Source organism: Mesorhizobium sp. B2-3-10, from assembly GCF_006442275.1.
Classification (GTDB): Bacteria; Pseudomonadota; Alphaproteobacteria; order Rhizobiales; family Rhizobiaceae; genus Mesorhizobium; species Mesorhizobium australicum.
In genome coordinates, this window is sequence record NZ_VFVT01000012.1 from 1 (window position 1) to 12962 (window position 12962).

Here is a 12962-nt window from a genome sequence, read left to right on the forward strand (position 1 = left end):
GCCGTGCCGTCGCTCAGCACATTGCCCGAGGCCTGCGCGCCTTCCGTGACGCTGTTGGTGTCGGCATGGGCCGTCGGCGTATCATCAGTAACATTAACCTGAACCGTCGCGCTGGCCTGGCTACCGTCCGTATCGGTGGCGACCACGTTGATGCCGGTCAGGTTGATGATGTTCTGTCCGCCCGCGTCGGGATGCGGGAAGTTGTCGAGCAGCGTCACATTGACTGTCGCCGAGCCGTTACCTCCCGCCAGGATCGGCAGGGACGATGCGACGAGGTCGATCTGGATGGCTTCGATGCCGTTGATGGAACCGACAATCTGAGTCGGCCCGGCCAGCGTCCAGACGATGTCGGCGCCGGCAACTCCGTTGACATCCGCCGTGATCCCGGCAACCGACGAGAACGCCAGCCCGGTGATGTTGTCGGAACCGGCGTGGAACGTTACCGTCCCGCTGCCGTCCTCGACGTTGGTCGCGGCCGCGCTGCCGGTCGCATTGGCGGTGCCGAGCCCTGCCTCGTCCACCGAAATGATGGCGTTCAAGACCACCGACGGGCCTTCCCCATCGCCTATGGTGATATTGAGCGTCGTCTGCGAGGTGTCGCCGTCGCCGTCCTTCAGTGTGTAGGTGAAGGTGTCGGTCACCGGAGAGGCGTTGTTGATGTTGGAGTTGGCTACATAGCTATAAGTGCCGTCCGGGTTCAGCGTCAGCGTGCCGTACTGGCCGACGACATGGAAGTCGCCGCCTACCACCGTCGTTGCCCCGGCGCCCGTAACTCCGCTCACCGAGGCGCCGTCCGCGCCCTTGGTGTCGCCGCCGGCAGCATTGCCGTCGCTACCAAGCCCGGTGATCACGTTGCCATTCGCTGTGCCGCCTTCCGTGGTACTGTCGGTGTCGACAACCGCCGTCGGCACGTCGTCGATGATGGCAACGGTGAAGGTCGTGCTCGCCGTATCGCCGTCGACATCCGTGACGGTGATGCTGAAATTGTCCGGAACCGTATCGTTGGCGTCGTATCCGGTCGTGTTAACGGGATGCGTCACCGACTGGGTGACAGTGTAGTCATACTGGATGGCACCCGTGCCAGGATCGAACGACAGGATCGTGATGTAGCCGAACTGCCCTGAAATTTGCTGGCCGACGCCGGTCACGGTGGTGCCGTTGATGACGATCGAGCCGATGCCATCGGGTGCGTCGATGCTGATCGTCCCGACGCCGGAAGTTTCGGAGTTGGTCGGTGCCTCGCTGCCCGGCGATTGTTGCGCGCCGCCATCGAGTCCGGTTTCGCTGGCCGCCTGATCAGGGTTGGTCAGCGACATGGCCACGACGGAGACGCCTCTGTCGACCAAAGAGGGAAACAGCTCATGCCGCTCGAGCTGCCCAAACTGCAAAGCCGTCGGCGGCAGAAGCGCCGATAGTCCGAAGCCGTCGCCGATCCCGCCGGCAGGCTGTTCGAAATTGCCGCCGGCGCTCGAGGTCGTGCTGCCACCGGCCGATATCGAGCCGTCCGCGCCAAAGGCGACATCGACATGGCTCGCTTCCAGCGCTGCGATCAAGGCCACGCGCGGCACTTCGACGTCGCCGATGATGAAGGTCGGCACATGCAGGGCACCGTCCTTGATGACGATGACCGAGCCGTCCGCCTGCTCGAGCACGAGGTTGTGGCCGTCGACCTTGATGTTGTCGATCGAGACATTGGCGGGAAGTTTGACGACGTTGCTTGCGTCCGCGACGTATTCGTGCGGGGCGTTTGCCGCTGGCGGAGCTGCCGCTGGCGCGCCGCCACCGACATCGACCGGCACAGGCTCGGCCGCGGCCGGCGCTGTTTGGACCGGTGCCGCCGCTTGCTCGGCGGGCGCGGCTTGCGCCACCACCTGGGTCGGCGCTGTCAGGTCGTGATGATCGCTGGAGACGGAATGCTCGTCCCACGAGTTCGAAAGATTGTCCAGTTCAATACTGTTCGCCATAGCTTAAACCCCTCCGGTATTTCCCGGATAGAGACAGGCGGCAGCTTGACTTTGCAACGGTCCGTCAATCCATTCTATATATTTGGATATGCCTTCGATGACTTTTTTTACGCTTGGTAAACTGTGAACATATAATCAGTTATATGTTGTCTGGAAGGCATAGCGCTTCGCCACCGGGGGCGCGGAAAACTTGGTAAATATAAGTATAAATACATGTAAAATTTTACTAAAATCAGCAAAGTGAATTCGTAGGAAACTTATCCATCTTCCTTTCCAGTAATTTGAGACAAAATTGGTAGCGTCCACAGTCAAAGGTGGGCGTCATGAAAAAACAAAAGAATGCTCCGGGGAAGTGCAAGCTCAAGCTGCTTCTGCTGGCGGTGGGGATAGCCGGCTCGGCGCAGCCAGCCCTTGCCGGGCCCGTCATCAGGAATTTCATGCCCGAAGCAGCACTGCTTGGAATGGTCCAGGCGCCGTCTGGCCTCGGCGGCATTTCGCTGCAGAGATACCAGCCCTGGCAGCCGGCCACCCCCTACCGGATCAGCCTTGTCCTGAACGGATATGGTCCCGTTTCCGCTCAAGACGGGTCCAGCGCCTCGATGGCGCAAGAGGGCAGGGGTATCGACCCGATGCCGACGGCGTCGATCATTCCGGGCGTTTTCGGGTCGGTTGCGCTGTCCATGCGCAATTTTCCCGTTTCGGCGCGCTGGGCACCTGTCTACCAGGCCATAACCGATTGCACCGCGGGCAGCCCCTGTGATCACGAGAGCCCGGCCTTCGCGGCCATGGTCTCGGCCGCCCAAGGCAAGGGGTTCGTCGAAAAACTGTCGTTCATCGACAGCGGCATCAACCACCTGATCGCCTATAAGAAGGACAGCGTCGTTTACGGCAAGCTTGATTACTGGGCGAAGCCTTCGGAGATCCTCGCCAATCGTGCTGGCGACTGCGAGGACTTCGCCATTCTCAAGATGACCGCGTTGCTGAGGGCCGGCATTCCGGCACGCAGCATGTCGCTCGTCGTTCTCCAGGACCGCAAGCGGGGCTTTTTCCACGCCGTGCTTTCGGTCAGCACCGCAAGCGGCACTTACATTCTCGACAGTCTCAACAATACGGTGCTCAAGGACAGCGCCCTTCCGAATTATCAGCCACTGTACTCGTTCAGCACCGACCGGGCCTGGATCCACGGGTCCAAATCGGGGGACGCCCAGATGGCCGATGTCAAGGGCGGTTTCGCAACCGTCGCCCCTGGCGAAGGCCTCCAGGCGGAAGTCAAGTAAGGGCCCGCGCGCCGGCTTTCTTGTCCTGGTTGAATGGCGGAACAATTCCTGGAAAAGTCTATTGTTGGTTTTCCGGCGGAATCGCGTCAGCAGATAGGGCGGTTCGGCGTTTGCGTGAAACGATGAACGGCGCTAGCCGTTGAAGACGAAAGCCATCAGCAATTCCAGGTCCAGCACCGGCGCCCGCACCACGTTCAATTGGCCCCGGTAACGGCGTTCGCCGGCTCCAATCACAAATCCGCTCGCAACGGCAACATCGCCATTGGTGTCGAGGCGGGCGAATATGTCGGCTACGTTGAGATCCAGCGCCAGCTTCAGGTCCTGGCGCGTGTCTTCGTCGAATGCCGCCGGCAATTGTCGTTTGACCAATTGCTGGAACGGCGCATTGAAGGTCACGATCTTCTTCGTCGAGGCCAAGGCGAAGGCCGGCGACGGGCAGGCAAGCAGAATGGCGTTTATCGTCCTGATCGATGCAAGCCTGCGCAAATTCAGGTTCTCGCGCCCCAACTCGCGTATGCAGGCCACCCGGATTGCCGAGGTCAAGTTTCCTTTCTCCGCGTGACCTTCGGCGATCTCGTCGACCAGCATGCCGATCGTGCATTTGCGGCTTTCAGCCATCTGTTTCAGCGAAACCCAGAAAGCCCGTTCAAGCCGAATGCCGCGCCTGATGCCGCCGCGCGCCACGACGCGGAACTCGAGTTCGAAATCTTCTGTCGGGAGTGGCAGAAGCAAGTGGTCGCTCCGGGTCGCGGGAGAGGTGGCGCTAGCGCTCACTCATTGCCTCCTGGCGGGCTTTGTTGATCGGCTTCAGCAGGTAGCTCAGGATCGTCTTGCGACCGGTCTTGATATCCACGGAACAGATCATGCCGGGGATGATCGAATATGCCTTTCCGTCTCGCTCCAGTGTCGATCTATCGGTTGAAACACGCACCTGATAGTAGGGCTCGCCCGTCTTCTGATCGACCAGGCTGTCGGCGGTAATGTTTGAAACCTTGCCTTCGATGCCGCCAAAGATCGAGAAATCGTAAGCCGTGACTTTGATCAAGGCATCCTGATCTGGGCGGATAAACGCGACATCGCGGGGCGAAACACGTGCTTCGACCAGCAAAGTCTCGGAAGTGGGCACGATGCCGGCCACGACAGTACCCGGCTGGACGAAGGCGCCGACGGTGTTCAACTCCATCGTGTTGACGATGCCGTCCACCGGCGAGCGGATATCCGTTCGCGCGACCTTGTCGGTCGCGCCGCGAATGGTTTCGTCCACCACTGAAAGATCGGCCAAGGCCTGCGTCAGGTCATCGAGCGCTTCCTGCTTCAACTGCAGCCCGAGTTCCTCGACCTGGAGCTGCGCCTCGGTGATCGCCGACTTGCCCTTCTTTATCGTCTCGCCGGCCAGGTTCAATTGGCCGTTGAGTTCGGTCTGTTCCTGCTCGACCTTGAGCTGCTCGGTCCTTGCCATCAGACCTTTCTTGACCATCGCCTCGACCAGCTTCGCCTGCTGGTCGCTCACAGCCAGGTTTTTTGTCAGGCGGTCGAGATTGGCGTTCGCCTCGTCCAGTTCTTTTTCGCGCTGGTCGAGTCGCGACTTGAGCACCGACAGCTTGTTGTCGAAGTTTTCGCGCCGGGCAACGAGGAGATTTTGTTCGTTGTCACAGATTTCCGGCGCCACGGATTGGATGTCCTGCGGACAGGGAAACGATCCGGTGATGCTGCCGCTCTGTTCGTATTTGAGCCTGGCGATGCGTGTTTGCAGGGCCCGCGCCTTGGCTTGCTGTTCGCCGAGGCTGGATGTGTTCAAAGTATTGTCGAGACGGATAATAAGGTCGTTCTTCCTGACGACCTGCCCCACCTTCACGGCGATTTCCTGAACGACGCCCGGCTCGCTGGCTTGAATGACCTGGGTCTTGGAGGCCGGTATGACCTTGCCGTCGCCACGCGCGATCTCGTCGACCTCGGCGAAGGACGACCAAGCGACAAAGGCGGCGAAGAGCGCCCCTATGATGAATATGGACGCCGTCGCGAAAAGCGGCGGGCGGTCTTCCCTGGCAAGCATTTCCCACGCCCCGTTATCATATCGGTTTCAGCCCGATATAATTTGTTCATTCAGGAATTCGTTCTCTGCAGCGCCTGAATGACTTGTTCTTTTGGCCCGTCGGCAACTATCTTTCCTTGTTCGATAACAATGAGGCGATCAGCCAATTCGAGCATGCTGAAGCGATGCGTCGAGACGATCAGCGTCGTGTTGTGGTCGAAAGCGGTCTTGAGTTGCTTTATCAGTTGCCGTTCCGACGCCAGATCCATCGAGCCGGACGGTTCATCCAGAAAGACGATCTTCGGCTTGGTCAAAAGCAGCCGGGCGATCGCCACCGTCTGTCTCTGCCCGCCGGAAAGATTGGTGCCCCGTTCACCGACGTTCATGTCGTAGCCGCGCGGATGGCGAGACACGAACTCGTCGACGCCGGCGGCTTTCGCGGCTTCGATGATCTGCTCGTCGGTCGCCTCCGGAGATGCCATCAGCAGGTTCTCCTTGATGGTGCCCGAAAACAGATCGCCGGCTTGCGCGACGATGCCGACGGCGGCGCGCACCTCTGACGGGTGATACTGGCGGATGTCGATGCCATCCAGCAGCAATTCGCCGGAGCTTGGCAGAAAAAGCCTGCCGATCAGGCGTCCCATCGTCGTCTTGCCCGATCCGATGCGGCCGATGATGCCGATGCGCTCTCCCGGCTTCACCGAAAAGTTCAGGCCGGACAGAACCTCGTTTTCCGATCCGGGGTAGACAAAGCCGACATTCTTGAACGTCATCGCTCCATTGCGAATCGGGCGATTGACAAAGCCCACCGTATCCGGCCGGTCCTCCGGCTGGGCCATGATGGAATTCACCATTCTCAAGGAGAGCATGGCCTGGCGAAATCTCGACAAGGTGATCGCGATCTGGCCGAGCGGAGCCACGGCCCGGCTCGCCAGCATCACCGTTCCAATGATGGCTCCTGTCGAAACATGCCCTTCCGAAAAGGCGTAGGCTCCAGCCACGACCAGGGCGACCGTCACAAGCTGCTGGATGGCCTGGGTGATGTTGCCGGCCGCCGCCGAGAGCTGCTTGATCTTCTCGGAAGTGTTGGCCGCGTTCTTCGAATGCTCGCCCCACTTCCTCAGCAAATAGGCTTCGGCGCGCAGCGACTTGATCGTTTCCAGCGTGGAGATGGACTCGACCAGCAGAGCCTGGCGCTGGGAGGCTTCATTCATGGAGGCTGCGACCCGTTTGCCGATGCGGCGTTGCGTGACGAGGCCAACGACCACCGACGCCACAAATGCGAGGGCCGGGATGACGACCAGCCAGCCGCCGATCGCGTAGATGACGAGCAGGAAGATGAAGACGAAAGCCGTATCGATGAACACGCTGATCGTGTTGGAGGTGAAAAATTCCCTGACGAACTCATATTGGGTGACGCGGTTGGCATATTCGCCTGTCGAGCCCGGGCGCGCGGACAGGGATGAATTCAGCACCTTCTCGAACAGCAGATACGATATCCGCAAGTCCGCCTTGCGCCCGGCATAGTCGATGAGCGAGGCTCGGGCCGTTTTCAAAAGCAGATCGAAGAGAATGACGGCGCCGATGCCGATCGCCAGCACCCAAAGCGTCGATATCGCCTTGTTCGGCAATATGCGGTCATAGACATTCATGGTGAAGATCGGCGAGGCGATGGCCAAAAGATTGATGAAGATCGCCGACAGCACGACCTTGGAATAGGTGCGCCAGAAAGCGCCCATCGTCCCCGTCAGCCAATGGCGCCGCTCGATCTGCTGCGCCGACCCGACCTTCATGCCCTCGGTGGCGTTGGCATAGGTGATCGAGAAGGATACGCCGCCACTGATGTAACTTGCGGCCAGCTCGGATTTGCCGACAGTCGTGCGCCCGTCTTCCTGCGGGGCCGTGAGATACCCGTCGCCGTCGGTTTCCGCCAGCAAGGCGATCGGCAACTGACTGACACGGAAGAGAATTGCCGGAAGATCGACGCGACCGCGCAGGAAGTCGCGATGGTTGAATTCCTGGGTCTCGAGACCGATGCGCTCGGCAAGATGCCGGATCTCGGTGACCTCGATGCGCGTGTCCGAAATCGGCACTCCGGCAAACAGCACGGTTTCGGCGCTCGGCCTGCCGAGATAGGCAGCCACCGCCGAAAAGCAGGCCTTGAACGCCTCCTTGGGCGACAGAATATGTGGCTGCTGATTCACGACCCGCCCGCCAGAACCCTCAACACCCCTTACGGCTCACTTCTTCCTGACAGGGGCGAGGATATCGAAGGGCAGGTCGTTCTTCTGTTCCGACGGGGTCCGTGCATAGGTTTCGGTGTCTGGGATCTCCGGAACCGCGAATTCATCCTTGGCGTAGGCCGCGGCCTGCTTCGGCGGCTGGATGTCCATCGTTTTCAGCAACTGCCCGGTTGCCGCCAGAAGTCGGTATTGGGCAAAGAGGGATGCGTAGGACGCGGTGTCCGCCAGCGTTGCTGTGTTGAACCGCGTATTCTGCGCATCCAGCACATCGAGCAGCGAGCGCTGTCCGACCTTGAACTGCTCGCGATAAGAGGCAACCAGCTTCTCGTTGGAAGCGGCTTGCAGCTTCAGGGTCTTTGCCAGGTCGGCTTGCCGGAAGCGGCGATCCCACGACGTGCGAACGGCTTCTTCGATCTCCCGCAGAACCTGATGCAGCCCAAGCCGCTGTTCGCTGGCGCGGCGGATCTGCTCCTGCTCATTCGCTTTGTCGATGCCGCCCCGATACAGATTCCACCGCAGCACCACCCGTGCCTGCAGATCGGACGTGTCTCCATTGTCGCCGTCAATGTCGTATCCGGCCCGGGCAACGCCTTCGGCGACGACCGACGGGCCGTATTTCGCCCGAGCGGCGTCAACCTGCGAGCCCGCGGCGGCGATATCGCTATTGGCCATGTGGACGCGCGGGTTGTTCTCCCGCGCAATGCCCAGCGCGTCGTCCAGGGACCTTGGCAGTGCAGAGGAAACGTCGCCTGGCCGCGATGCATTGGTCAGCGGTTTCCCGACGGTCTTGAAGAAGCGTATTCTCGAGGCCTCGAGTTCCTCGGAAGCCTCCTGCATGCGGGCCTTGGCCGCAAACAAGCGCTCCTCGGCCTGTTGCCGGTCGGCTTCGTTCAATCCGCCGCCTGCTATGCCTTCCCTGATGTCGTGGAGAATCGCTTGGTGAAAGCCCAGATTCTTCTTTGCCTCGGCCACGATCGAGGCCTGAAGCATGTATTCCAGGTAATCCTGGACGACAGACAGCCCGATGAACTCAGATCGCTCCAGCACGCGGAATGAGGCGCCATCCACTCGCGAGGCTTGACGGTTGAGTTCGGCTCGCCTTGCGCCACTATCATAAAGCGTTTGCGAAACCGTCAGATCGGTCTCCGCGGGATAAAGCGCATCGTGCTCGATGGAGAGCGCGCGGCGGGAGGAGTTGTCCAGGCGGCGAGCACCAGCGGATGCCTCCAGGTCGACGCTTGGAAGATAGAGCCCTTTTGCTTGCCGCAGTTCGAACTCGATGGCCTCGCGGTTTTCGATGGCCTGGCCGATTTCCGGGTTGGATTCCACCGCGACCGCCATGGCTTCCTTGAGTGTCAGCGCATGCGCGCCCCAGCAGCTCAGCATGGTAGCCGTCATCAAGAGACCAACGCCCATGACCTTGGTCGACAGACCTGTCGTCTTCATTTTCCCACCCACGTTTCCCCGCGCTCTTTAAGAGCGCCCCAGCCGGGCTTGGCGCCTGACCTTGCCACTATCTTGCAAATTAACGTGCGCGTTTCATTATTAAGCTGTGACTAAATCATGGAATTTAGGCAGACGGTCAAAAAATGTAGCAAAAATAGCACACATTTGGGACGCCGGCGGGATCAAATGCCGGTATCGAAACTTGAAGCCCCGAGACAAGATATTGAAGATGGGCAACAGCAAGCCTGTTCTGGCATATGCCGATGAGTACGCATGTCCGCAAACAAAGTTGCTCTCGCGGAGGCAATAAGGCGCGTTCAACAGCTCGGGTGCAGAAGGATTTGGTCCGGCCCACCCAGATTGACGACATGTTCTGGTCGCGCTTTCATCCGCTGTGGTTTGCGAGATCGCTGACGCACTGCCGAGCGTGACACTTCTTGGTTAAGTCTAGGCTGCAGAGTGTTTGGATCAGGGCTTATTCGGTGCGCGCTTCGGTCTCGAATGGACCGTCTGCGCTTGGCTGGGGCGCCAGGATTCGAACCTGGGAATGTCGGTACCAAAAACCGATGCCTTACCACTTGGCGACGCCCCAATAGCCGTCAGAGTCGCTGTGCGGCGCGTTATTAGCAGAGCAGCCGAAAAGCACAATGCTTATGAATGACCGCGAAGACGCTCGGCTGACCAGCGGTGCAATCGGCGCTAGGTGATCCACAAGCGGACTAGTGGGACCACACAGCCAACTCGTTGCCGGCTGGATCGACGAAGTGGAAGCGTCGGCCGCCGGGGAATGAGAATATCCGCCTGACGATCGTTCCGCCGGCGCTTTCGACGGCGCGAAGGGTTTCCTCCAGATTGTCGCTGTAAAGCACGGGCAACGGCTTGGCCGGTGCTTCCGCGGCATCGGCCTGAAAGCCGCCATCCAGGCCCTCGGCGAAGGCCGAATAGGTCGGCCCATAATCTGTGAAAGACCAAGCGAAGGCGGCGCTGTAGAAGGCCTTCAACCGATCCAGCGTGCCGCCGGTCGCCGGCATTTCCAGATAGTCCAGTTTTCCAGGCTGTTTCATGGCGCACCTCTTGTTCCCTTTATGTTCTAGACGTCGAGCCGTGAGGTGGCAAGTCTTTTTGCCACAGGCCCAGGCGGAGTTTTTTCTTAATCGATTGTAGCGGCCGAACGGCTTGCCGACGCCTTGCCTTTCGCACTGCAGCATCATATCGCTCCAAAGTCGGGCACGGATGGAACTTTGCGTTTCGCCAATCTTTCCAATCTCCTGCAACCGGAGAGCAAGCATGACCAAATGGGTTTTCACCTTTGGCGATGGTGCGGCGGAAGGCCGTGCCAGCGACAAGAATCTGCTGGGCGGAAAGGGCGCCAACCTGGCCGAGATGTGCAGCCTGGGGCTGCCAGTACCGCCAGGCTTTACGATCACCACCGAGGTCTGCAATGCCTATTATGCCAACGGTCGCACCCACCCGGCGGGATTGGAGGCTGATGTCGCAGTCGCCCTCGACCATATCGGCCGGCTGACTGGCCGCCGGTTCGGCGACCCGTCGAAGCTGCTCCTGGTTTCGGTGCGTTCCGGCGCCCGGGCGTCGATGCCCGGCATGATGGACACCGTGCTCAATCTCGGATTGAACGACGAGACAGTCGAGGCGCTGGCCGCCGATTCCGGCGATGCGCGCTTTGCCTATGACAGCTACCGCCGTTTCATCCAGATGTATTCCGATGTCGTCATGGGCCTCGATCACGAGGTGTTCGAGGAAATCCTGGAAGACCAGAAAGCCAGCCTCGGCCACGAGCTCGATACCGAACTGACGGCGATCGAATGGCAAGGCGTCATCGCGCTTTACAAGGCCAAGGTCGAGGAGGAACTCGGCAGGCCGTTCCCGCAGGATCCGCACGAGCAACTCTGGGGCGCGATCGGCGCGGTGTTTTCAAGCTGGATGAACAACCGGGCCATCACCTACCGGCGTCTGCACGATATCCCGGAAAGCTGGGGCACGGCGGTCAATGTCCAGGCCATGGTGTTTGGCAATATGGGCGAGACTTCGGCCACCGGCGTTGCCTTCACCCGCAACCCCTCGACCGGTGAAAAAATGCTTTATGGAGAGTTCCTGGTGAATGCGCAGGGCGAGGATGTCGTCGCCGGCATCCGCACGCCGCAGAACATCACCGAGGCGGCGCGCATCGCGGCCGGTTCCGACAAGCCTTCGCTGCAGAAGCTGATGCCGGATGCCTTCCAGTCCTTCGTCACCATCTCCGACAGCCTGGAAAAGCACTACCGCGACATGCAGGATCTCGAATTCACCATCGAGCGCGGTAAATTGTGGATGCTGCAGACCCGGTCCGGCAAGCGGACCGCCAAGGCGGCGCTCAGGATCGCGGTTGAAATGGCAAGGGACGGCCTGATCACGAAGCAAGAAGCCGTCGCACGCATCGATCCTGCTTCTCTTGACCAATTGCTCCACCCGACCATCGACCCGAAGGCCGCACGAGACATCATCGGCGTCGGGCTGCCGGCGTCTCCGGGGGCTGCCACCGGCGAGATCGTCTTTTCTTCCGGCGATGCCGAGGATCTGAAGACGCAGGGGCGCAAGGCGATCCTGGTGCGTATCGAGACCAGTCCGGAAGATATCCATGGCATGCATGCGGCCGAAGGCATCCTGACCACGCGCGGCGGCATGACCAGCCACGCCGCGGTCGTCGCGCGCGGCATGGGCAAGCCTTGCGTGTCCGGAGCCGGCTCGCTGCGCGTCGACTACAAGGCAGGCACGCTGGTCTCGATGGGGCAGACCTTCCGCAAGGGCGACATCATCACCATCGACGGGGGCAACGGCCAGGTGCTCAAGGGCGCCGTGGCGATGCTGCAGCCGGAATTGTCCGGCGATTTCGCCGCCATCATGGAATGGGCGGACGCGGTACGCCGCATGAAGGTGCGCACCAATGCCGAAACGCCGCTCGATGCCCGCATGGCGCGCTCCTTCGGCGCCGAGGGCATCGGGCTATGCCGCACCGAGCACATGTTCTTCGACGGCGCCCGCATCGTCGCCATGCGCGAGATGATCCTGGCCGACACCGAGAAGGATCGCCGCGCGGCGCTGGCCAAGCTTCTGCCCATGCAGCGCTCGGATTTCCTGGAGCTGTTCGAGATCATGGCCGGCCTGCCGGTGACGATCCGCCTGCTCGATCCGCCGCTGCACGAATTCCTGCCCAAGACCGAAGCGGAAGTCGCCGAAGTCGCGGCCGCCATGAACGTGTCGGCAGACAAGCTCAGGCAGCGCACCGAGGCCCTGCACGAATTCAACCCGATGCTAGGCCATCGCGGCTGCCGGCTCGCCGTCTCCTACCCCGAGATTGCCGAGATGCAGGCGCGCGCCATTTTCGAGGCGGCAGTCGAGGCCGGCAAGAAAGCCGGCGCGCTGGTCGTCCCCGAGATCATGGTGCCGCTGGTCGGTCTGGCGAAGGAACTCGATTTTGTGAAGGCACGCATCGACGCCGTCGCCAAGAGCGTCATGGACGAGAGCGGCGTCAACATCGATTACCTGACTGGGACCATGATTGAGCTTCCCCGCGCGGCGATCCGCGCCCATGTCATTGCCGAGTCGGCCGAGTTCTTCTCCTTCGGCACCAACGACCTCACCCAGACCACCTTCGGCATCTCGCGCGACGATGCCGCCTCCTTCCTGGAGACGTATCGCCAGAAAGGCATCATCGAGCAGGATCCGTTCGTTTCGCTCGACATTGAGGGCGTCGGCGAACTGGTGCGCATGGCGGCGCAGAAGGGCAGGGCGACGCGACCCGATATCAAGCTCGGCATCTGCGGCGAACATGGCGGCGATCCCTCGTCGATCCGCTTCTGCGAGGAGGTCGGGCTCGACTATGTCTCCTGCTCGCCCTACCGCGTGCCGATCGCCAGACTGGCAGCGGCGCAGGCTGCAGTGCAGACAACGACCACGGGGCGTGGATAGACCGGTCCGAGCTTACGGTTTTGTATGAAAACTC

General features: G+C 60.8%; 8 protein-coding genes and 1 tRNA gene. 2 read left to right on the plus strand and 7 right to left on the minus strand.

All coding sequences use genetic code 11. The annotated features are described in order from the left end of the window. Positions 1–1964, minus strand: a 1964-nt coding sequence (locus FJ943_RS27155) for an Ig-like domain-containing protein (RefSeq protein WP_210242417.1), incomplete at its 3' end; no start/stop codon positions are given. Between the two features lie 323 nt (positions 1965–2287). On the opposite strand from FJ943_RS27155, the gene FJ943_RS27160 reads away from it, so the two are divergent. Beyond that, entirely contained in the window at positions 2288–3241 is a 954-nt protein-coding gene (locus tag FJ943_RS27160) for a transglutaminase-like cysteine peptidase (protein ID WP_140726498.1), read from the plus strand. Between the two features lie 132 nt (positions 3242–3373). Here FJ943_RS27160 and FJ943_RS27165 read toward each other — a convergent pair whose 3' ends face one another. From FJ943_RS27165 to FJ943_RS27190, 6 genes are all read right to left on the minus strand, one after another. Further along, positions 3374–4015, minus strand: coding sequence for a ribbon-helix-helix domain-containing protein (locus tag FJ943_RS27165; RefSeq protein WP_140618714.1), 642 nt, complete (start codon positions 4013–4015; stop codon positions 3374–3376). Continuing rightward, complete coding sequence (locus FJ943_RS27170; RefSeq protein ID WP_015318757.1) at positions 4005–5294, minus strand: HlyD family type I secretion periplasmic adaptor subunit; 1290 nt, start codon at positions 5292–5294, stop codon at positions 4005–4007. Before FJ943_RS27170 ends, FJ943_RS27165 begins: the two co-directional genes overlap by 11 nt. 50 nt (positions 5295–5344) lie before the next feature. Then, complete coding sequence (locus tag FJ943_RS27175) at positions 5345–7477, minus strand: type I secretion system permease/ATPase (RefSeq protein ID WP_140663265.1); 2133 nt, start codon at positions 7475–7477, stop codon at positions 5345–5347. A 36-nt stretch (positions 7478–7513) separates the two neighbouring features. Beyond that, positions 7514–8962: a TolC family protein gene (locus tag FJ943_RS27180; RefSeq protein ID WP_015318755.1), complete on the minus strand. Its 1449-nt coding sequence runs from the start codon at positions 8960–8962 to the stop codon at positions 7514–7516. A 517-nt stretch (positions 8963–9479) separates the two neighbouring features. Continuing rightward, positions 9480–9554: transfer RNA gene (locus tag FJ943_RS27185), tRNA-Gln, on the minus strand. Between the two features lie 127 nt (positions 9555–9681). Further along, a complete protein-coding gene (locus tag FJ943_RS27190) occupies positions 9682–10026 on the minus strand; it encodes a VOC family protein (protein WP_015318754.1) in 345 nt (114 codons plus the stop codon). A gap of 223 nt (positions 10027–10249) precedes the next feature. On the opposite strand from FJ943_RS27190, the gene ppdK reads away from it, so the two are divergent. Beyond that, entirely contained in the window at positions 10250–12928 is a 2679-nt protein-coding gene (gene ppdK / locus FJ943_RS27195) for a pyruvate, phosphate dikinase (protein ID WP_140726501.1), read from the plus strand. The last annotated feature ends 34 nt before the right edge of the window (positions 12929–12962 follow it).

Bases quoted from the DNA above. Each gene is read 5' to 3' on its own strand.
- FJ943_RS27180 (WP_015318755.1), bottom strand. From the start codon at position 8,962: ATGAAGACGACAGGTCTGTCGACCAAGGTCATGGGCGTTGGTCTCTTG.
- FJ943_RS27170 (WP_015318757.1), bottom strand. From the start codon at position 5,294: ATGCTTGCCAGGGAAGACCGCCCGCCGCTTTTCGCGACGGCGTCCATA.
- FJ943_RS27190 (WP_015318754.1), bottom strand. From the start codon at position 10,026: ATGAAACAGCCTGGAAAACTGGACTATCTGGAAATGCCGGCGACCGGC.
- ppdK (WP_140726501.1), top strand. From the start codon at position 10,250: ATGACCAAATGGGTTTTCACCTTTGGCGATGGTGCGGCGGAAGGCCGT.
- FJ943_RS27160 (WP_140726498.1), top strand. From the start codon at position 2,288: ATGAAAAAACAAAAGAATGCTCCGGGGAAGTGCAAGCTCAAGCTGCTT.